Annotated in this window: 20 protein-coding genes; 9 read left to right on the forward strand and 11 right to left on the reverse strand. The window is 66.2% G+C overall.

Annotated elements, in window-relative coordinates; all coding sequences use genetic code 11:
• Positions 1-286: 286 nt before the first annotated feature.
• From A5688_RS14540 to A5688_RS14550, 3 genes are all read left to right on the forward strand, one after another.
• Positions 287-1,246: an alpha/beta hydrolase gene (locus A5688_RS14540; protein ID WP_067828983.1), complete on the forward strand. Its 960-nt coding sequence runs from the start codon at positions 287-289 to the stop codon at positions 1,244-1,246.
• A 212-nt stretch (positions 1,247-1,458) separates the two neighbouring features.
• Positions 1,459-2,610 carry an acyl-CoA dehydrogenase family protein gene (locus A5688_RS14545; protein WP_067911492.1) on the forward strand — a complete coding sequence of 384 codons (1,152 nt, stop codon included), beginning with the start codon at positions 1,459-1,461 and terminating at the stop codon, positions 2,608-2,610.
• 10 nt (positions 2,611-2,620) lie between these two features.
• The gene (locus tag A5688_RS14550) at positions 2,621-3,865 is read left to right on the forward strand and encodes an acyl-CoA dehydrogenase family protein (protein WP_067828986.1); all 1,245 of its coding nucleotides are present in this window, start codon (positions 2,621-2,623) and stop codon (positions 3,863-3,865) included.
• Here the strand turns inward: A5688_RS14550 and A5688_RS14555 are convergent.
• The gene (locus A5688_RS14555) at positions 3,862-5,829 is read right to left on the reverse strand and encodes a SpoIIE family protein phosphatase (RefSeq protein ID WP_067828990.1); all 1,968 of its coding nucleotides are present in this window, start codon (positions 5,827-5,829) and stop codon (positions 3,862-3,864) included. The two genes, A5688_RS14550 and A5688_RS14555, sit on opposite strands and share 4 nt — an antisense overlap.
• 257 nt (positions 5,830-6,086) lie before the next feature.
• Here A5688_RS14555 and A5688_RS14560 point away from each other — a divergent pair, with 257 nt between their 5' ends.
• From A5688_RS14560 to A5688_RS14570, 3 genes are read left to right on the forward strand one after another with little or no spacing between them, the layout of a single operon-like run.
• Entirely contained in the window at positions 6,087-6,587 is a 501-nt protein-coding gene (locus A5688_RS14560; RefSeq protein WP_067829176.1) for an oxidoreductase, read from the forward strand.
• A 12-nt stretch (positions 6,588-6,599) separates the two neighbouring features.
• On the forward strand, positions 6,600-8,090 hold the full coding sequence (locus tag A5688_RS14565) for a molybdopterin-dependent oxidoreductase (protein ID WP_067828993.1): 1,491 nt from the start codon (positions 6,600-6,602) through the stop codon (positions 8,088-8,090).
• A 1-nt stretch (position 8,091) separates the two neighbouring features.
• A complete protein-coding gene (locus A5688_RS14570) occupies positions 8,092-8,415 on the forward strand; it encodes a hypothetical protein (protein WP_067911488.1) in 324 nt (107 codons plus the stop codon).
• Here the strand turns inward: A5688_RS14570 and A5688_RS26925 are convergent.
• Positions 8,363-8,731 carry a hypothetical protein gene (locus tag A5688_RS26925; RefSeq protein WP_067911626.1) on the reverse strand — a complete coding sequence of 123 codons (369 nt, stop codon included), beginning with the start codon at positions 8,729-8,731 and terminating at the stop codon, positions 8,363-8,365. The two genes, A5688_RS14570 and A5688_RS26925, sit on opposite strands and share 53 nt — an antisense overlap.
• Before the next feature lie 287 nt (positions 8,732-9,018).
• On the opposite strand from A5688_RS26925, the gene A5688_RS14575 reads away from it, so the two are divergent.
• Positions 9,019-9,270, forward strand: a complete 252-nt coding sequence (locus tag A5688_RS14575; protein WP_067911485.1) for a hypothetical protein — start codon at positions 9,019-9,021, stop codon at positions 9,268-9,270.
• A gap of 17 nt (positions 9,271-9,287) precedes the next feature.
• Positions 9,288-9,800: a DUF421 domain-containing protein gene (locus A5688_RS14580; protein WP_067829003.1), complete on the forward strand. Its 513-nt coding sequence runs from the start codon at positions 9,288-9,290 to the stop codon at positions 9,798-9,800.
• Here A5688_RS14580 and A5688_RS14585 read toward each other — a convergent pair.
• Complete coding sequence (locus A5688_RS14585; protein ID WP_067911482.1) at positions 9,792-10,997, reverse strand: amidohydrolase family protein; 1,206 nt, start codon at positions 10,995-10,997, stop codon at positions 9,792-9,794. The two genes, A5688_RS14580 and A5688_RS14585, sit on opposite strands and share 9 nt — an antisense overlap.
• Before the next feature lie 163 nt (positions 10,998-11,160).
• On the reverse strand, positions 11,161-12,192 hold the full coding sequence (locus A5688_RS14590) for a hotdog fold thioesterase (protein WP_067829006.1): 1,032 nt from the start codon (positions 12,190-12,192) through the stop codon (positions 11,161-11,163).
• Positions 12,193-12,380: 188 nt separating this feature from the next.
• Between A5688_RS14590 and A5688_RS27570 the strand changes: the two genes are divergently transcribed.
• Entirely contained in the window at positions 12,381-12,659 is a 279-nt protein-coding gene (locus tag A5688_RS27570) for a hypothetical protein (RefSeq protein ID WP_131812150.1), read from the forward strand.
• 22 nt (positions 12,660-12,681) lie between these two features.
• Here the strand turns inward: A5688_RS27570 and A5688_RS14595 are convergent, their stop codons facing one another.
• The 7 genes from A5688_RS14595 to A5688_RS14625 all read right to left on the reverse strand — a co-directional run bounded on the left by A5688_RS14595 (position 12,682) and on the right by A5688_RS14625 (position 20,643).
• Positions 12,682-13,134, reverse strand: a complete 453-nt coding sequence (locus A5688_RS14595; protein ID WP_082955113.1) for an SRPBCC family protein — start codon at positions 13,132-13,134, stop codon at positions 12,682-12,684.
• A 59-nt stretch (positions 13,135-13,193) separates the two neighbouring features.
• The gene (locus tag A5688_RS14600; RefSeq protein ID WP_067911476.1) at positions 13,194-14,714 is read right to left on the reverse strand and encodes an HNH endonuclease signature motif containing protein; all 1,521 of its coding nucleotides are present in this window, start codon (positions 14,712-14,714) and stop codon (positions 13,194-13,196) included.
• A gap of 43 nt (positions 14,715-14,757) precedes the next feature.
• Entirely contained in the window at positions 14,758-16,257 is a 1,500-nt protein-coding gene (locus tag A5688_RS14605) for a class I adenylate-forming enzyme family protein (RefSeq protein WP_067829014.1), read from the reverse strand.
• Positions 16,258-16,389: 132 nt separating this feature from the next.
• A complete protein-coding gene (locus tag A5688_RS14610; protein ID WP_067829017.1) occupies positions 16,390-17,325 on the reverse strand; it encodes an acyl-CoA dehydrogenase family protein in 936 nt (311 codons plus the stop codon).
• Positions 17,322-18,479 carry an acyl-CoA dehydrogenase family protein gene (locus A5688_RS14615; RefSeq protein WP_207546670.1) on the reverse strand — a complete coding sequence of 386 codons (1,158 nt, stop codon included), beginning with the start codon at positions 18,477-18,479 and terminating at the stop codon, positions 17,322-17,324. Before A5688_RS14615 ends, A5688_RS14610 begins: the two co-directional genes overlap by 4 nt.
• Positions 18,476-19,567: an acyl-CoA dehydrogenase family protein gene (locus A5688_RS14620; protein ID WP_207546682.1), complete on the reverse strand. Its 1,092-nt coding sequence runs from the start codon at positions 19,565-19,567 to the stop codon at positions 18,476-18,478. Before A5688_RS14620 ends, A5688_RS14615 begins: the two co-directional genes overlap by 4 nt.
• A gap of 5 nt (positions 19,568-19,572) precedes the next feature.
• Positions 19,573-20,643, reverse strand: coding sequence for an acyl-CoA dehydrogenase family protein (locus A5688_RS14625; protein WP_067911470.1), 1,071 nt, complete (start codon positions 20,641-20,643; stop codon positions 19,573-19,575).
• Between the last annotated feature and the right edge of the window lie 49 nt (positions 20,644-20,692).

The following is a 20,692-nucleotide window of genomic DNA, read 5'->3' on the forward strand; positions in this document are numbered from 1 at the left end:
GGATGTACCGAGCGGAAAATAGCTATCATAGTATAAATAGCAACGAAGCCCAACGGCGTGGGTGGTAACGCCACCCGCACGGTGACCGATGTGGGGCGTGCGCGGACCCACTCGACGTGGTCTCAGTCCTATCGCACCGGCGGCCCGCCGGGCTCGAGTCGCGGTGCCGAGCACCTCGTGTGTCACTCGCTAAAAGCGCAGGTCTACCTTGAAGGTGGTTTCCGGTACGGGACACCGTCCGGGACCGCCGAAGCGCCCGCACGACGAGCCCGAAAAACGAGTTGACATGACACAGACGAACCTGGCCCGGCCGCACGGCCTCAACCGCATCGACCCGGTGTTGCGGGACGCCGCCGTGGAGTTGGGCGCCTTCGAATTTCGCGCCGAGACATTGCCCGCCGAGCGGGAACACGCCAACCTGCTTGCCGCGCAGCGCGCCGCATCGGCCGACACCACGGGCGTCTCAATCGATTCACGATCCATCGCCGGGCCGGACGGTCAGCAGCTCGGCCTGCGGCTCTACCGCGGCCGCACGGAATCCTCCGCGCCGCTGGTGGTGTACGCCCACGGTGGCGGGTTCGTCACCGGGAACCTCGAGACTGACCATGCCCACTGCGTGGAGCTGGCCCGCGACGGTGGCTGCCTGGTGGTATCGGTCGACTACCGACTGGCGCCCGAGCATCCCTGCCCGGCGGCGCTCGACGATGTCGAAGCGGCCTTCCGGTACGTCGTCGCGAACAGCGCGGAGCTGGACGCCGACGCCGCCCGCATCGCGGTGATGGGCCGGGACGCCGGCGCGGCGCTGGTCGCGGGCCTGACCCAGCGCATGTTCGACCAGGAAGGCCCGACGATCCTGATGCAGATCCTGCATCAGCCGATGCTCGATTCCGACGCCACGCCGTCGCGTCGCGAATTCCAGCGCACCCCGGGCCTCAACGGCCCGGCCGTCAGCCGGGCGTGGAACCACTACCTCGGGCACGCCAGCGCCAACGGTCAGCATGTGCCCGCGCACCGAGCCAATCTCGAAGGCCTACCGCCCACGTTCATCAGTTGCTCCGAGATCGATCCCTGCCGCGACGAGGCCATCGACTACGCCAACCGGCTGCTGCACGCGTACGTCCACACCGAATTGCACGTGATCGCCGCGACGTTCAACGGCTTCGACTCGATGGTCCCCGATTGGATTGTTTCCCAGGAGAATCGGGCGCTGCACGCGCAGGCGCTGCGCCGCGTGTTCGCCATGTAGGTTCGACCGGGCCCCGCTGAGCCGGCGCCTTGTCGATTGATGGTCGACGGTCCCCTTTTACCGATTGAACTCCGGTATCTCTTACCGTATCGCGCGTTGCTAACATCGGAAATGCCAGCCAACCGAGGACCGATCGGGCGGATGATCAAACACTCAAACCGTTTCCGTTGCAGCCGCAGCGATCGAATATCAAGAAGGATCCCCTCGGCACCATGACCACCCTCGACTCTCCCGAAAAGATTCTTTTCACCTCGACCACCCAAGCCTTTCTGGATAAGGAAGCGCCGCTGCGACGGGTGCGGGAGCTGCACGCCGCGGGTACGTCGTTCGATCCCGCCTGGTGGCAGCGCGCCGCCGAGCTCGGCTGGACCGCCCTGCTCGTTCCGGAAGAGCTGGGCGGCGGAAGCGTCTCGGAAAACGGCTTCGCCGATCTGGCGATGGTGGCCGAACAACTCGGGAAGACGGTGGCGCCCGGACCGCTGTATCCGGTCAGCACCGTGCTGGCGGGCCTTGTCGAGTGCACAAACTCCGGCGAGCACGCCGACACCATCGAGGCGCTGATATCCGGTGAGGCCGTGGCGTCGTGGGCGGTCTGCGAGCCCGGTCAGGGGTGGGCACCGCTGAATCCGTCGGTGACCGCCACCGAGACCGACTCCGGTTACCGCATCGACGGCATCAAGGACCGCGTCGAGGCGGGCGCCCAGAGTGCGGCGCTGCTGGTGGTGGCGCGCGGCGCCGCGAACGCCGGTGAAATTCGCCAGTTTCTGGTCCCGACGGACATGCCGGGCGTCCGGATCGAGCCCCAGCAGTCGGTCGATCTGGTCAAGCAATACGCCCGCGTGCACTTCGACGGTGTCGTGGTGCCACGCTCCGCGGCCGTCGGAAGCGCCGGCGAGACCCCCGCACTCGTCGAGCGGCAGAGCCGGATCGCCCAGGTGCTGCAGTGCGCCGAGGTGATCGGCGCCCTGCAGACGGTGTTCGACCTGACCGTGCAATGGGCGCTGGACCGACACACGTTCGGTCGTCCGTTGGCCTCGTATCAGGCCCTCAAACACAAGTTCGCCGACATGAAGCTCTGGCTGGAAGCCTGTCGCGCCACCACCGCGGCGGCGGTGGCCGACGTGGCCGCCCGCTCGCCGGAAGCGAACCTGTCGGCCAGCATTGCCAAGTCCTACGTCGGGGAGATGGCCGGCCAGATCGTGCAGGCGTGCGTGCAGATGCACGGCGGAATCGGTGTCACCTGGGAGCACGACTTGCATCTGTATCTTCGTCGGGTCACGTTGTACCGCGGCATGTTCGGGACGCCGGAGGAGCACAATCTGCGCGTCTACGAGTTCGAGAAGGCGGGTCGTTCGGCGAAATGAAGAAGACCAGATGACGTCGACGGAATCCGTTGCGGAGTTCGCCGCGCGGGCCAGGGCATGGCTGGCGGACAACATGCCGCCCGTCGACCGTGAGGCCCCGCCGGCCGCGCCTCGTGACGAGGAACGGTCGTGGTTGAGGGCCCGAGAACTGCAGAAGCGCTTGTACGACGGCGGATTCGCCGGCATCTGCTTTCCCCGGGAATACGGCGGCCTCGGGCTGGACTACGAATATCAAAAGGCATTCGACGTCGAATCCCTCGACTACGAAATGCCGTTGATTCTCAACACCCCGACGTTCACCATCTGCTGCGCCACGCTGCTGGACACCGGCAGCGAAGACCAGAAAAAGCAGCACATCGCCGCGGCGCTGCGTGGCGAGGAAGTCCTGGTGCAGTTGTTGAGTGAGCCGAGCGGCGGATCGGATCTGGCCGGGGTCCTCACCCGGGCCGAGCGGCATGGCGATCGTTGGATCATCAACGGCGCCAAGACCTGGAGCACGAGTGCGTTCGCCGCCGATTACGGCCTGTGTCTGGCCCGCACCAACTGGGACGTGCCCAAGCACGAGGGCCTGACGATGTTCCTGGTACCCATCGCGCATCCGGGAATCACGTTGCGGCACATCACGATGCTGAGCGGTTCCACCGAATTCTGCGAGGAGTTCCTCGACGGGGTCGACGTCGGAGATGACGCCGTCGTCGGGGAGGTCAACGGCGGCTGGGCGGTTGCGTCACGCCAGCTGTACCACGAACGGCGAGCGGTGGGGCAGGGATCCGAGTTCGCCAGCGGCAGCGGCAGCGAGGGCGGCAATGCGATTCCGGTCGATTACGTGGCCCTTGCGGAGAAGACCGGGCAAGCCGACGACGAACGCGTACACGAGATGGCCGGTCGCGCCCTGGTACATCGTGCGGTAGCCGAGCAATTGATCGGTCATGTGTACCGCAGCGTCAGGGACGGCGCGCTGCCGCCGGCCGCGGGAACGCTCATCAGGCTGTTCCACTCGGAGACCACGACGACAGATGTCGACACGGCCTTGGCGATCGCGGGCACCGCCGGCGTGGTGGGGGAGCAGGGTGCCGGGCTCGAAACAGGCCTGCGTTATCTGTCTCGGCAAACCGTCGCCATCGGCGGCGGGACAACGGAGATGGCCCGCAACGTGATCGGCGAGCGGGTGCTGGGCTTCCCCCGGGAATACGCCGCGGACCGCGGGGTGCCGTTCAACCAGGTGCGGCACGGCGAGCGGTCCGACCGGGTCTAACCCTCGGCGACGAGATTCTCGGCGAGGCCGCTGACCACCGGGATCTGCACCAGCGACAACACGTGGTGCGCCGGGCTTCCCGGCGGAGCCACCAGTACGTACTCGCTGCCCTGTCGCTGCGCCCGTTCGCGGGCGGCGGCCAGCGCGCTGACACCCGCCGATCCGAGCTGGGTGACCCCGCTGAGATCGACCGTCAACGGTGCCACGCCGGAACGGCTTTCGACCGCGATCTGCCGGTCCAGGGTGGATGCGGTGTTGGAGTCGACGTCGCCACTGACCACGATGCGGCCCGGTTCGCTGACCTCGGAGACGAATTCTGCGCTAACCGGCCGCCGACCGGTCGCCCGGCTGACCACCGAGTCCGCGATGAAATTCGCCGGCCGCGAAAGTTGGTGCGTCACACTGGCGGTCGTCCCCTCGGCGCCATGACTGACATGCGCCTCCGACACCAGGGCCTCGGCCATGGCGAGGCCGCGGCCGCGGCCGGTCTCGCCCTCCAGGTGATCCTTCCACCGCCCACGGTCGCGCACCGACGCGTGCAGGTTGCCATCGCCGGACAGCGTCGCCTCGACGACAACGCCGTCGGTGACCTCGGCCGCATAACCGTGCTCGACCGCATTCTCGACGAACTCCGAGATCGCGTGCACCACATCGGAGATGTCGTCGGCGTCGGCGCCGATCTCCGCCAGCCACTCTCGCAGGCGGGTGCGCACCGTGCGCGCGGCCCGGATGGTCGCGTCCAGTGTCAGGTGCAGCGGTGCGGGCGGCGTCTTGCGTTGTGCGGCAAGAAGTGTCACGTCGTCGCTGTAGCCGGTCGAGCGCAGCAGCAATTCCAGAGTCTCCGAACAGATGCGGTCGATCGGCCGCACCGACGACTCGATGACGAAGCCGCGCTGGCCGCCGGCGATATTCGCGGCGAGCTCGGCGAATTCGGCGGTGCTGGCGCCCAGGGGCCGGCCGGGTCTTTCGATCAGGCCGTCGGTGTACAGCAGGATCGAGTCGCCCACGTCGAGGAATTCCGTGCGTACCGGGAAGCCGGTGCCGCTGCCGAGCGGACCCGCACCGGACGGCTCGAGATAGCGTGCGGTGGCGTCCGCCGTAACCAGCAGCGGGGGCGGGTGTCCGGCGGTGCAGTAGCGGAATTCGCCGGTGCCGAAGTCGAGCGAGCCGACGCAGATCGTGGCCGCCTTGGACCCGGGGACGTGCTTGCGGAATCGGTCGACGGCCTCGAGCGCCGCGGCGATCGGATATCCCGCCACGACCTGCATCCGCAGCGCGGTCCGCAGCTGCGACATCACCGCGGCCGCTTCGACACCGTGGCCGACGACGTCACCGACGACGAGCACCAGCCGGTCCCCGAGGGGTATCGCGTCGAACCAGTCGCCACCGGCCGCGGTGTCCTCTGCGGCGACCAGATACTGCGCGGTCACATCGGCGCCGGGAATGACCGGCACCGACGGTGCCAGGAGCGCCTGCTGCATGACGGTGGCGGAATCGCGGACGTTGCGGTAACGCTCGGAAAGCTCCTCGAGGCGGGCTTCGGCGGCCGTCCGCGTTTGCACCCGGCTTGTCACGTCGACGAAGGCCAGCTGCACGCCCTCGATCGAGCCGTCCTCCGCGCGGCGCGGCGTGACGATGAAGTCGAAGAAGTGTTCCTGGGCTTGCCCGGTGCCTTCGAAGTCCGCCTGTACCCGCCATTCCGTGCCCGACTGGGGCTCGCCCGTTTGATACACCCGGTCGAACATCTGGATGATTTCCTGGCTCTCCAGCTCGGGGTAGATGTCGCGGACAAATAGCCCGATGGAGTCGATCGGCGGACTGAGCGTGCGGTAAGCCGCATTGACCGCGACGAATCGGTGGTCGGGCCCCTCGAGCCCGACCAAGAGCGCGGGGACGTTCTCGAAGACGCGGCGTACGTCGTCCGCCGCGCCGACGGTTCTGTCCCAGTCCTTTTCGGCCGACATTTGGCCGTCCTCCTAGCAGCCCCGAAGGCCCGCAAAGCGGGGCCGGGTCGAAAACCGGGTCAAATGGGCCAACCTAATTGCACACGTAGGTGTTCACATTAGCAATCAATCCCGCATATGCATTGCAATGGTTTGGTACCCGTTGGATTGGTGTCGCCGAATTCGCGGAGAAATGCAATTGACGGCGGCGGAAAAACGGGGTCAGCTAACCGCACAGTGGCCCGTTTGCGGATGTGGGCGACGGGTACCACGCAATCGTGGCCGATCTTGTGGCACGACGCGGGACGGGGCTCTGGCGGCGCCTCCTGTCGTCGCCGGTGCTCACCCTGAACGGCTGGGTGGCGTTCAACCTGCCGCGCGCGGTGACCGCGCTGGGCGGGGCGCTGCTGACCGGTCTGGTGGCGGTGCACGTCTACACACTGACCGCCCAGCGTGACGCGCCCGGGTATTTCGTTGCCTACGTGCTTGTGCTGGCGGCCGCGTGTGTGGTCGCCGCGAGCGCGATGCTGGTCGGTATCAAACCGTCTGTGCCCCAAGCTGGCTGGTTTCTCGGCAGCTTGGTCTGCCTGGCTTTTCTGGGCGTGTATCTGGTCACTCGGTGGGTCAGTCTGCCCGGGCTCGCCACGGTGACCGCCCGATGGGACTTCGCGCCCGGAACATTGGGAATGGTTTGCGCGGCGGCGTTTATCGCCGTGCATACGACCGTGTTGTCGGGCATCAACGTCGCCTACCCGCAACGGCAGCAGTGGTATGACTGACGGAGCCCAGGCATGACGACGTTGGATTATCCGGTATGGCTGCGCATCGATCATTGGCTGAACGTCTTGTTTGTGACGTTGATTCTGCGCAGTGGCATCGAGATTTTGGCCACCCACCCGAAGTTGTACTGGCACGACGACAGCAAGCCGGGCACGGAATGGGCACGCTTCACCAGAAAGGTGATGCCACGGGACCGGATCTACGACACCCTCGACGAAGAAGAGGACTACAGCCCGTTCATTTCGCTGCCCGGACGCGCGCAGTTGGGCGTGGGCCGTCACTGGCATTTCTTTGTGGTCATCGGCTGGATTCTGCTGGGCCTGTCGTACTACATCCTGTTGTTCGCTACCGGCCAGTGGCACCGGTACTGGCCGGCCTCCTGGTCGATCTTCCCCGAAGCGTGGGACGACATCGTCACCTACCTGACATTCAACCTGCCGCCGGTGTTGCCCGGTGAGCCGCTGGACGCCATGCAGAAGCTGACCTACGCAGGGGTCATCTTCGTCCTGGCGCCGTTCCAGATACTGACCGGAGCCGCTCAGTCCCCGGCGATCGAGGCGCGGTTCCCGTGGTACGTGCAAATGTGGGGCGGTCGGCAATGGGCCCGAAGCCTGCATTTCCTGGGGCTGATCGCATTTCTGGTCTTCATCGTGATTCACCTGTCGATGATTTTCTTCTGGGGCTGGGGCAGGCTTACCGCGGCAATGATTTTCGGCGCCGTCCGTAACACGCACTGGGCGACAGCGATCTCCCTGCTGATCATCGCGGCGATCATCGCCGTCCATGTCGCGGCGACGGTCTGGAGTCTGCGCAACCCACGGTCGGTGCAGCGTGTGCTGGGGGCGGTGGTCACCGCGGCCCGGCTACTGCTGCTGCGGCCATTGAACTCACGCCAGAACTATCCCGCGCACAAGATTTCCAAGCAGCACCGCATCAACGGAAAGCCGCCCACCAGCACGGAATACAAGGTGATGGCGGTGCACAACTTCGTGGACTGGCGACTGCGGGTCGGCGGCCTGGTGGAAAACCCGGTGACCCTGGACCTCGCTGCGCTGCGCGCGCTGGCCGAATCCGAAACGCAATGTGTGATGCACAATTGCGTTCAGGGCTGGACCAGCATCGGCGAATGGACCGGGGTACATCTGCATCAGCTGGTGGACCTGGTGCGGCCGCTGCCGCAGGCGCGCTACATCTGCTTTTTGACCATGCAGGACAACAGCACCGACGAGCCGGCATCGCACGGCGGCGGCCAGTTTTATGAGGTGCTGGACCTCGAATTCGCCGACAAGCCGCAGACCCTGTTGGCATATGAAATGAACGGCGCGCCTTTGCCGATCCAACACGGTGCGCCCTTGCGGTTGCGAGTGGAAACCCAGGTGGGTTTCAAAATGGCCAAGTGGATCAACCAGATCGAATTCGTCGAGGACTACGCCGGGATCGGCATGGGTACGGGCGGCTGGCGCGAGGATCGCGTCTACTACGACAAGGACGTGGAGATCTGAGATGGGCGAGACAGCGACCGACGGGGTGGGCGTGCGCCCCGAGCTGATCAGCTTGGAGACGGTCGCCCGCCATCGCGTTCTCGAACAGGTCGCGGCGAAGGGCGGCCATTGTGAGGCCTGCGGCGCAACCGATTTCGACGTCGGCGACGCTCTCTACCTCGGCTTCCTGTTTTTGAACGAGGAGGCCGGCGCCTATATAGTCGCGCTGACTTGCCGCAATCCGAGCTGTCCCAAGCCGCGAACCGCGATCAGGTTGCGCGACAACGAGTTTCTCACCTACGCAGGAACCGCCTCGGGCGCTTCCGGGCCCGACGCCCACCATTAGCCTGACCGTCCGTGGACCCCGGAAGCTGCGGCCAGGCGAGGTCGAAACGCTTTATCAGAGGGGACAATTCCCCTAGCTGATCGCACAGCGACTGAAACCGGCGCTGATCGTCGTCACCGAGGCGGCCCAGCGAGCTGTAATGCGCCACGCGGGGTAGCCGTCCCGCGAGCGCGGTACCCCACCTGATGCTCAGGTCATAGATCTCTTCGTCGTCGACGTCGTCACGCTGTCCAAGTTGCCGCAGCGCTTCGATCTGCTCGGTGAGAACTGCGACGTCGTCATCGATGCTGACCGGAAGCCGGCCTTGGGATGTCACGCTCATCTGCCCTCCTCGACCGATGCACTCCTAGTGACCGCGGAACACGCACCATGTTGCGTATACCCCTTTCTCGCGGCCGGACGCTGGCATCCACCCCCGGTTGCCGCGACGAGCGGTGATGAGTCTGCGTCATACCTGCTCTCGCGGCTGTACCCGTTTATCTCGGGTGCCGGAGGGTACTTGTCGAACACCGTGCAGCCGACCCGGCCGTTAGAGCGTTTTATGGCGCTAATCGTTCCGGGAACGTTCCGTCAACCCCAAAACGTCGTGCAAGGAGTAGAGCGATGAGCGACCAGGACGGAATCATCGAACGATTGCGCGACATCCTCGACCGATCAGATGGCTTATCCGATCTCCTCGAGCAATCACTGGTTCATGCCCGAGCCACGGCCGAGAGTCAGTTGCGGCCTGACCTATTCGCGGGGCTGGAGTGGCCGACGAACGCCGCGGAGTACGAGGACTATCTAGAACACTTCATCAGATGGGTACACCGATGGCACGATGCCGCCGCAGGTCCTGATTCGATTTCCTCTTAGGAAGCCGGGAGGTGGCGATGAGTGACCTACTAGCGCAGTTCTTCGACGGATGGCAGCCTGCGGTCTATGCGGCGCTCAAAGCGCTCGCCTTATTCACCACCGCGGTAACGGCTTTCCGGCTCGTGCTGCGGCGAACCATCGCCGAGTTCACGCCGTTCGACTGGGTAACCGCAGTCGCGGTCGGCGCCATCGTGGGGCGCACCGCGACGGCCGCCGACACCTCCTGGCTAACCGGGACCGCAGCGCTGCTCACCCTGATCGCCGCCCACGACCTTGTCGCGCGGCTGCGCCTGATTCCATGGGTTCGCCGACTCGTTGACCCGCCGGTACGAGTTCTGATCAGCGACGGTCAAGTCGACGACGCAAACTTGAAACGTTGCAGGCTGACTCGAGGAGATTTAGACGCGGTCCTGCGCCAACACGGTCAACAAACGGCCGACGACGTTCGTCTCGCGGTGTTCGAAACTAAAGGTGTGGTTTCCGTTTTCTCCAATGCCGACCCATCCGGCGCTGTCGACCGATCAGGCTGAGACCTGCTTTTTGGCCGGCGCGGAAACCTTCATGAGCTTCATCAGGTTGCCGCCCATGATCTTGGCGATGTCCTCCTCTGAGAAGTCGCTCAGCTCGTCGACGAAGGAGATGGGGTCTTTCAGGCCTTCGGGGTGCGGCCAGTCGGAGCCGAACAGCACCCGGTCGGTGCCCACCATGTTCACGATCTCGGTGAAGCGGTCCTCCCAGAACGGGGTGATGTAGACGCAGCGCTTGAACGCCTCGATGGGGTCCTCGCTGAACGACTGCGGCATCTTCTTGTAAACGCCCTTGAGGCCCTTGAACAGGTCCGGCACCCAGTCGGCGCCGTTCTCGATGGACAGGATCCGCAGCTCCGGGTTGCGGGACAGCGCGCCGTGGCAGACCAGCGCACCCATCGCGTCCAGGATCGGCCGATGGCCCATCGCGAAGCTTCGGAACGGGGTCGGCTTGAACGGCAGGAACTCGTCGCCGGGCTCCCACACGTTCGCGAATTCGGAGTAACCGCTGTCCGAAGCGTGCATCGACACCGGGATCTCGGCCTCGATGCAGGCCTGCCAGAAGGGGTCGAACTCCTCGAGCCCGAAGGATCGGCTGCCCTTGAAGCCGGGGACCGGTGCCGGGCGAACCAGCACGGTGCGGGCGCCGCGCTCGAGGCACCACTGGAGTTCTTCCAGTGCGCGGTCGACGATCGGCAGCGTGATCACCGGGGTGGCGAAGATGCGGTCGGAGTAGTTGAACGTCCACTGCTCGTGCATCCACTCGTTGAGCGCGTGGATGACGTCGTGGGTCATCTCCGGGTCGTCCTTCATCCGCTCCTCGACCAGGCTGGCCAGGGTCGGGAACATCAGGGCGTAATCGATGCCGAGCTCGTCCATGACCTCCAGGCGCGCGCCCGGTTCGCGGAATGCGGGGATGGACTTCATCGGCTCGCCGAGGATCTCGCGGTAGCTCTTGCCCTGTGCGCCGTTGCGGAAGTAGTCCTCCTGGGCGCCGGGCTTGGCGACCTTCTCGAAGGTCGGGTTGGGGATGTACTCGCTGATGTGGCCGCGCACGACGATCTTGGTGCGACCTCGGACCTGCACGTAGTCGATGACGTTCTTGCGCTTCTCCGGAAGATACTTGGTCAGCGCTTCCTGCGGCTCGTACATGTGGTTGTCGGCGTCGAACACGGGGAAGGAAAGTTCGCGGGAGGGCATGGCGATCTCCTTGCAGAAGTCCTGAATTCTCACTGTGTGGTAATGACGTTACCACTTTGGCCCGGTCGCGTGTAGCGCCCCAGCCGGCTCGGTCGCGCGCTGAACGTCACGCTGGCGTGACGGTCGATGGCGGCTGCCACGCTGGCGTGACGCTCGTCGTCGCCTAGCCGTCCGGCCAGCTTGGCAGCTTGGGTGTGGCGCCCTCGATCACGGCGAAATTGACGGTCGCCGTCGCCAACAAGTCCTCATCGCCGTCACCGTAGATGTCGATTTGCATGACCATCGCTCGCCGACCGGAGCGCAACATCCGGGGCACCGCGAACGCCGCGCCCTGCCGGATCGGTCGCAGGTAGCGGATGAACAGATCGGCAGTGGTCATCGTGGTGCCCGGCTGCAGGTAGCTCAGCCCGAATTGTCCGCCCGCCACATCGACGAGCGTGGCGATCAGGCCGCCCTGTAACGCGCCGGAGGTGTTGACGACCGCGGGACTGACCGGCATGGTCATGGCGAATTCGCCGTTGCGCGTGCTCGGGCGCATGCCGATCTGACTGAACAACTCGGCCAGCGACGGGGCGGCCGATTCCTCGTCGGTGTCGCGGATGCCCAGGGCGCGGCTGCAGAAGTCATAGAGCTGGCCGGCATCGACCGGTGTTCCGTTCAATTCCGAGCCCAGCCAATGCAATCGCTGCGCGCCCATCACCGTCTGCATCACGATGGCCGCCGACGCGCCGATGTCCAGTCCGGGGTTGAAGACGCCCTCGGTGATGCCCTGACCGACGATGTCGCGGATCAGGCCGTGCAGGGGAGAGAGCACCCGGGCGTATTCGCGGGGCCTGGTCTCGGCCAGGTGCTGGTTGTACAGGGTCAACGCGCGGTTGAGGCTGTCCTGGGTGCTCGACTCCGGTTGCTGGCTGAGCCGGTCGATAAGCAATTTCAGTGCCGAGGTGCTGTCCAGCCCCGTGGTCTCGGCGCGCCACGTCTGCACCGATTGGGCGATGGTTCGATCGAACAGCGCCAGCAGTAGCTCGTCCTTGCTGCTGAAGTGTTGGTAGAAGGCGCGCAGCGACGTCTTCGAGCGGGCGACCACCTCTTGCACGGTGAAGTCGGTGCGTCCCGTTTCGCCCAGTATCGCCACGGCGGTCTTGATGAACCGGTCGCCGCGCGGTACTTCAATTTCGTCACTGGGGTCGGCCATGAGCGATTGGTCCCCTTCTATGCGGCGCTGCTCGCGCTATGAGAATGAGGTTACCGCGCGTCGCCGCTGGCTGTGCTCAGACGGTGCAGGCCGAGCCAGGCGCATCTTGGGATTGGTAGCGGAATGGCCCGTGTGTGCTGGTTAGGAGGACGCCGCGCGAAACGGGGGAATGGAAAGGGAAACCCGTCATGGCAACCAATCGGATCATTGCCGGCACGCTGGCGTTGGGCGGTGTAGCGATCGCTTTCTTGGCTCTGGCCGCACCCGCTCAGGCCGGCCCGTCGTATTGGCACTACTGCCCAGGACATTGGCAGTACACCGTTCCGGTTCCGGCGGGAACCGACATGAGCGTGTGTCACCGGCTCGCCGTCACCGTTGTTCGCGGTCCGTCGGGCCCGGTCTACAACTTCGTCGAAGTTGATCAGTCCCAAGTGCCTCCGCCCGCGCCTGGCTTCCCTTGGCCATGAAAGTAACTGGGAAGGGCCAGTTTCACTCGCGGGGTGCGCGCTCTGCCTCGTGGGCCAGCGCCTCGGCCAGGCGCGCATAGGACGCGCCAATCCTGGACTGCATGAAATTTCCGAAGCCGGGGACACGCGGTGTGCAACTCACGGTCCATATGATGCGGCACCCGTTGGGGTCATCTTCGATCCGGATATCGCCCCGGTAGTCCTTCAGCCCCATGTACCAAGGAAGCGACGCGACATAGGCCTGATGACGCGGTCGCGTTCCGTCGACGATCGTGTCGCGAACCACGCTGTGCCCGATGCGCATCCACCTGATGCCACCCCTCTCGGTGTCGGGCTCTCCGTGCCGCTCCCATGATGCGGCGGACACAGTTGGCAGGAAATCTGACCAACGCTCGACATCCATGAGTACGTCGTATACCGCTACAGGTTTCGCGGTCGACAGCTGTTCGGCCCGGCATGACAAGGACCTACTCATGCTGCCGAAACGTAATACAGCAGCCCGGCTCCACGCGGTGATTCGGGCGAATCCCTCGCTCAGAATGGCGGCGGGCCGTCATCGGGGTCGTCCGGTGGGGCGGGGCCGGGTGACGCGGCTTGTTGTGCGGATTGACGGGCTTGACGTACTGCGCGGTTATGCCGGCGCCCGTCGGCAATGTACTTCGCGCGGTTCTCGGCGCGGGTGCGCCGCCGCCTGGGCATCATGGCGGTCCGATCGGCAACGCGATCGCGCTGGCGCGGCGGGGCTATCTCACCCGTTGGTGCGCACAAAGACGGAAACAGCAGCGCACTGCCCGGCGTGGTCACGTAGGTTTGCCCCGACGGGGAGCGCCAGATCACCGTGCCGTCGGGCAGCTGCTGATCCTGCCATCCCCAGAAAGTTTTGATCAGATGATGTTGACGGCAAAGACATTTCAGGTTGGACGCGTGCGTCGGGCCGCCCTGAGAATGGGGGATCGTGTGGTCGAGATCGGCTTCGGTCGCGGGGCAGTCACAGCCTGGGAAGCGGCAGGTTAAGTCGCGGCAGCGCACGAAGTCGGCCAGCGTCCGCGAAGGGACGTACCCGCGCTCCGGCGATGCCTCCCCGGGATGCACCAGCGGTCGCAGTCGTGACGAGTCGGCAAGCTGCGCAACCAACTCCGCAGGGATCAGCACGTCGGTGCCGACGATCGCGCCGGGGTCTGGCGCGGCGCCGTCAACGGTGGACTGGTTGGCCACCACGTGGATCACGACCGGGCCGGGCGCGGGACTCGCACCGGCGGAACAATTCGGCTGCCCGCAGCGGCACTGCAGCCTTTCGGCTCCGGCCGCCATCGCCCCCACCGCATCGGCGCGACGCTGCTGCAGAGTTCGCGGGTCGCTTTCACAAGCGGTGCCGGCCAAGGCATTTAGCCGGGCGTCCACGGCGTGGGCATCGGTGGCGAACAGTCTTGCGTGAACCTCTGACAGGCCGTCGCCTCCGTCCCATATGGAGAACTCACGACTCGCTTGCTGCTTGCGGCGACGCCGGACCGCGTCGCGGTCGGCCCGGGCCACGACCCGGTCCACCGCAGCGGCCAGTCGTCCGCGCGTCATCGTCGGCCATCGTTGGACCCTCAACGCGAGCGCAGTATCGACCGCGGCCATCACCTCGGCATCGTCGATCAAGTCGGTGCGGAACACGATCGTCTGGAACGCCGAGTAACTGATGTCACCGGAAACCAACGCGGAGCCCACTTTTGGTAGGCGATTGCGCATGGCGCGCGAGTAGTTCAGGTAACTCGACGCCTGCGCTTGGCTTATTTGCAGCGCCGCCGCGATCTCTGCGGATATGGAATCCCACGTGTCGGTCCACCAGGTCTCGCGTTCCCCGTACTGGCGCAGCCGCAGCGTGTCGAGCTCGCCAATTGCCGCCAATCGCTGACCGGCCGCCTGGTTCTCCGCACGCGACCACGAACAGATCCGTTCCAGCAAGGCCGCCGACTCCGGCGTCGAGGCCGGATAGACCCGCTCGAACATCGCGTCCAACCGCGCGATCACCTCGGGTGGAGGCCTGCGGCCCTCAGTCGACTCGAACATAAATTCGAATATAAGTCGTCGGTCCGACAGTTTCTCCGAGCGCTCAGCCGCCCCGGGCTTCGATCATCGCCGAGCGGTTGACCTTGGTTGCCGCGGTGCGGGGAATCGCGTCGACGAACTCGACCGTCTTGGGGGCCTTGTAGTGAGCCAGCCGGCCCTTCGCGTACTCGATCACCTGCTGTTCGGTCAGCGGCGCGCCCTCCGCGACCTCAATCACCGCATGCACCCGGCGTCCCCACTGCGTGTCGGAGAGCCCTATGACCACCACGTCGGCGATGTGGGGGTGGCCGGCGAGGGCGGACTCGACCTCGGCCGGAAAGACGTTGGCGCCGCCGGTGACGATCATGTCGACGCGGCGATCGACGATGTAGAGGAAGCCCTCCTCGTCGAGGTGGCCGATGTCGCCCGCCGAGCGGAAGCCGTCCTCGGTCGACGGCAGCGGCGCCGCACCACCCAGATAGCGGGATCCCGCACTCATCGGCGCGCGCAGGTATATCTCGCCGTGTTCACCGGGGCCAAGGGGTTTCCTTCCGGCGTCGAGAATGCGAATCTCGGTCTCCCGGAAGCCGCGGCCGACACTGCCCGGATGAGCGAGCCACTCGTCGCCGCGCAGCGCGGTGAGCCCGAGGTTCTCCGTCATGCCGTAGGCCGACACGATCCGCTCCGGGCTCAGCAGTTCAAACCAGGTGTGCATCAGCGACGGCGGCATCACAGCGGCGCCCTGCAGGATGAAGACGACGCTGGACAGGTCCCGCTGCCGAACATCGGGCCGGGCCGCGATGCGCGCCAGCATCGTGGGCGTGGCCGTGAAGTTGGTGATCCGAAATCGTTCGATCACATCCAACACCAGTGCCGCGTCGAACTTTTCGAGGATGACAAGGTGGTCGCCGGCTAGCAGGAAGAAGAAGGTGGCGAAGCCGTTGGTGTGATACATGGGAGCGGGCACCATGATGGTCTGCGGCTGCGCCACCGGCGTCCAGTTCGACAGGAACGGCTCGCCGTGCTGAGGCGTCCACAGCGACGGTGCCAAGCTGAGGATCACTTTGGGGACGCCGGTCGAACCGCTGCTGCAGATGCCGTTGACGTGCGGGGAAACGACGGTGGGCAGCGGGCTTGCGGACTCGCCGGCGGCGCAGGTCTCCAATTCCCACCGCGTCTTTTCGTCGACGACGACGGCGGGGTCGATGACTTCGCGCACCCGGTCCCGCTCCCATTCGGGGAGATCCCAGTGCATGGGGACGGGAACTGCGCCGATCTTCCAGCACCCGAGCGTCGCCAGCACCAGATGCACCGAGTTCGGAATGGCCAGTGCGACAAGGGAACCCTCTTGCGCGCCCTTGCCGGCCAGTGCCCGGCCCCACTGATTGGCGCGGGCATCGAGTTCACCGAAGGTCAGCGAGGTCGCGCTGCCGTCGAGCGCGACAATCGTCACCCCGAGATCGTCGCGCCGTTCCTCGGCGAGCTGTTGCAGCTTGATCCCGAAAGGGATCCCGTCCTCGAGCGGGTTGGGTGTCACCGCGGCCGCGACGGGTTCGGTGGTCATCTGCGCCGCTCCTCCTCATCGCTTCGCTCTGCATCGTCGACGGCGGTGGTCATCTGCGCCGCTCCTCCTCATCGCTTCGCTCTGCATCGTCGCGGGCGGTGGTCATCTGCGCCGCTCCTCCTTAACGCCGGCTCATGCGAATACCGGCTCGCTGAACAGTGTCTCCAATGACCCGTCCGACACGCAGGGAATCAGGCGTAAGGCGAGTTCCTCGGTGCCCAGCGGCAACCGCATCAGCGGTTGGGTATGCCGGTCCAGCACGCTGACGTCGGACTCGTCGCAGAACCCCAGCGCTCCGAGCAACTGGTGGGACGTGCGCATCACCTGCCGAGCCGTGTCGGCGGCCTTCAATCGAAGAACCAAAGCATCGGCCGAATGAATCTGCGCCGGAAGGGTTTCGGGGCGGCAGATGGTGAACTTCGCGAGTTCGTGCAGGCCGCGCACCGCCACGGCCGCATCTGCGACCGCGAACCGGACGGCCTGAAAGTCCGCGAGCGGCTTGCCGAACTGTATCCGGGCGCGCACGTGGTCGGTGACGATCCGCAACGACTGCTGCACCGCTCCCAGAATCCGCCATGATCCCAGCACGAGATGAAGGTTAACGTCGTCGGCGGGCACGGTTCCCTCGGGTGCGCTCAAGGTGGCCGGGACCAGGAACGGCCCCAGCTTGGCGCCGGTCCGCGAGGCCGGCTGCGGCCGGTAGCGGTTGCCGTCCAGGTCCGCGGCGATCCAGTCGCCGGCCAGGTCGCCGTGGTCGATGCGCGGGGCCGTCGGATTGACCAGGGTCAGACGCGCGCCGTCGATCGCCAGCAGCTCCTCCACCAATGGATAGGGGAGCACGGTGGCGCCGGCGGCCTGGCACAGCACCGCGGCGGCCAGCAGGTCATCGGGCGCCGAGCGCACGTCGAGGTCGAACGCGCCGACATCGTTCAGCGCGGTACGCGCCGCATCACGGACGGCGTCATCGGTCTCGGCGCGCAGCGCGGCCGGCGGCCCACCCAATCGGATGAGCCGCTTGCCGGCGACGGCGGCGAAGTCGCTGATGTCTTGTGGTAGATCGGTTTTCACCTGTGTTCTCCCAATACGTCTCGTGCCACCAGCATGCGTTGCACCTCGATGGTGCCCGATGCCACGGTGGCCGCTTGCGCGTAACGCCAGTGGTCTTCGATCGCTCCGTGCAGTGCCGCGGAGGAGCCGCTGTCGAGCGCCGTCGGGCCCAGCACGTCGAACAGCAGCTCGGCGACCAGTTGATCGCACGTCGTGGTGATGATGCGCGCGGCACTGGCGGCCGCCCCCGCCGCCGGATCGTCCTGCAGCGATACGGCGCGATAGGCCAGCAACCGGGCGACCCGCAGGTCGACGAGCGCGCGCACCCATCGGGTGCGGATCGTTTCGGGCAGCCGGTCCCAGTCGTCGCCGAGTTGAGCGCGTATCCGTTCGAGCAGCGACTCGCAACGTGCGTAGCGCGCGATGCCCACGCGCTCGAAAGCCAGGGCCTCGCGCATCACCCGCCACCCGTCGCCGACCTCGCCCAGGACGTCGCCGGGAAACGCCTGCACGTCGTCCAGGAACATTTCGTTGAGGTGGTGCGGTCCCAGCATCGACGGAATCGGCCGGACGGTAAAGCCCGCACGGTCCATCGGAATCAGAAAGAGGGTGAGCCGCTTGTTCTTTGGGGCCTCGGGGTCGGTGCACGCCGCCAACACGCACCAGGATGCCATCAGCGCATACGACGTCCACACCTTCTGGCCGGTGATGCGCCACCCGTCGCCGTCGGCAACTGCGCGGGTGCGCAACGACACCAGATCGGTTCCGGCCTCCGGCTCGGAAAAGCCCTGGCACCAGATCACGTCTCCGGCGGCGATGGCGGCCAGGTGCTTGGCCTTCTGTTCTTCCGTCCCATAGCGCATGAGTGCCGGACCGACCCAGTTGATTCCCATGTACTGCGGACCGCGCGGCTCGTGCTGGGCCCACATCTCCTCGCGCAGGACCGTCTGTTGCCAGACCGAACCACCGCCGCCGCCATGCTCTTTCGGCCACGCCAGCGCCAGGAGCCCCTCGGTGGCCAGCAGTTTGCAGAACGTCTCGGTGGTGGCGAGGTCCTGTGGGTTTTCGGTGCAGGCACCCAGGAAGTCGGCCGGGATGTGGCTGGCAACCAGCTCGCGCAAGTGGGTTCGCAGTTGTCCGGCGTCGTCGCCGAGGTCGTAGTCCATTGTCGTCATCCCTTCGGCAGCCCGAGCAGCCGCTCGGCGATGATGTTGCGCTGAACCTCCGACGTTCCGCCGTAGATGGTCGCGGCCAACGCGTCCTGACGTTCGAACAAGAGATCCGGATCGGTGGCCGAACCGGGGCCCGCGGCGGCCGCACTCAGTTCCCAAACACGCTGCAAGGTAAGCGATCCCAGCAGCTTCATGGTGTCGGCTTCCGGGCTGGGCCGGCCCGCGAGTTCGTTGCCCAAAGCGCGATATCCGGTGGCCCGCAACGCTTCGGCATCGGCGAGCAGCGAACCGAGTTCGGCGTACACGTCGTGACTCGCGGCGCCGGCATCGCGCACCGAGTCGAGTCCGCGTTTGATCTCGACCCAGTTCATGATCCAGATCATCTGGCGCTCGTGGTGCAGCGACGACATCGCGACATTCCAGCCGCCGTTGAGTGGTCCCAGGAGGTTCTCGGCGGGCACGTCGACGTCGTCGAGAAAGACCTCGCAGAACGTCTCGTCGGAGATCGACGCCATCCGGATGGGCTCGATTCTGACCCCGGGCGAATGCAGATCGAGGATGAAGCATGAAATGCCACGGTGTTTCGGCGCATCCGGATCCGTGCGGGCATACAAGGTGCACCAGCGCGACTCGTGTGCTTGCGTGGTCCAGATCTTGTGGCCGTTGACCCGGAACACCTCGCCGTCGCGTTCCGCGCGGGTACGCAGACCGGCGAAATCCGACCCCGCCTCGGGCTCGGACATGCCCAGCGCCCACCACTCGTCACCGCGCAGCAGCGGGACGAGCAGCCGCTCGACCTGGGCGGGCGTGCCGAACTGACGGATGCCGGGCGCGGCGACGCCGGGGCCGGCAATATTCGGCAGCTTGGGCGCGGACCGCAGCGCCGCCTCGATCCGGACTTCCATCGCGTCGCGCAAGCCCAGCGATCGGCCACCGTGCTCGCGCGGCCAGGTCGGTTGTAGCCAGCCGGCCTCGAACGAGGCCCGCTGGTAATCGCGCCGCAACCCCAGGTCCCAGCGGTACTGCCGATAGTTCGCGTAGTAGTCGTCCGGCAGAAACTCCGCCAGCCACGCGCCGAATTCCTCGACCACCGGGTTCACGCCGCACCCCCACAGAATCGGCGGCCGACCTCGTAATACAGGGCGCGGCTGTCGCCCAGCAGGGCGGCGCCCTGCCAGGCGCGCCTGACATAGAGGTGGGCGTCGTGCTCCCAGGTCTGCCCGAGCGCACCGTGTACCTGGACCGCGGTGCGCGCGCAACTGGTTGCCGCGTCGTTGGCCGCCGCTTTGGCCAGCGCGGCGGCGGTCCACACCTCGGTGGGTGGGGTGGTCGGGTCGGCGAGCCGGGCCGCCGCCGCATAGGTCAGGCTGCGGGCGCGCTCGACGCCGACGTAGTTGTCGGCCAGGGCGTGTTTGATGCCCTGGAATGCGCCGATCGGCCGGCCGAACTGGCTCCGCGATTTCGCGTGCTCGACCGAGCGGTGCAACACCGCGCTCGCCACGCCGAGGAGGTCGGCGGCCGAGGCCACCCACGGCGCCGTCAACGCCGTTTCGAGGTCGACCGGCGCCACGGCGACGGGCTCGGTGTCGATCTCGACGCCGGCCAACGGCTGAGCGGGATCGGTGGATTCGGACGCCGTCGCCGCGGTGATCCCGTCGCCGCAGCGGGCGACCGCCGCCACGGTGTCACCGTCCTCGGAGCGGGCCAGCGTGACGACGAGCTCCGCGCGCGAGAGGTTGGGGACCGCGACCGCCGTGCCGCGCAGGCGTCCCTGACCCATGGTCATCGGCGCCCCGGGCAGTCGGGAGCCCGGGGCGTGCAGGGCCACGGTGGCCACGGCACCACCGGCGATGTCGGTCAGCACCGAGTCGAGGCCGCTGTTGCGCAACAGGCCCGCGGCCAGACCGACGCTGCTCAGCAACGGAATTGGCGCGAGGGCGGCGCCGCACTCCTCGAGGACCACGGCCAGCTCGACCGGTCCGTAGTCACCGGCGTCCGGGGCTGCGAGCTCGGTCCAGCCGAGGTCCACGACCGTCTTCCACAGCGTGCGCCAGCGCTCCGGATCGGTCATCGCTTGACGAGCGGCGTCGGTCGGGCACTCCGTACGTAATATGTCGCGTACGGTGTCGCGCAGCGAGAGCTGCTCCGAGTTCAGCCCGACATCCATAAGACCTCTAACATAGTAAAGATAATAAACTAGCCGTGCCGTCAATCGC

It is taken from the genome of Mycobacterium mantenii, assembly GCF_001667865.1.
Classification (GTDB): Bacteria; Actinomycetota; Actinomycetes; order Mycobacteriales; family Mycobacteriaceae; genus Mycobacterium; species Mycobacterium mantenii_A.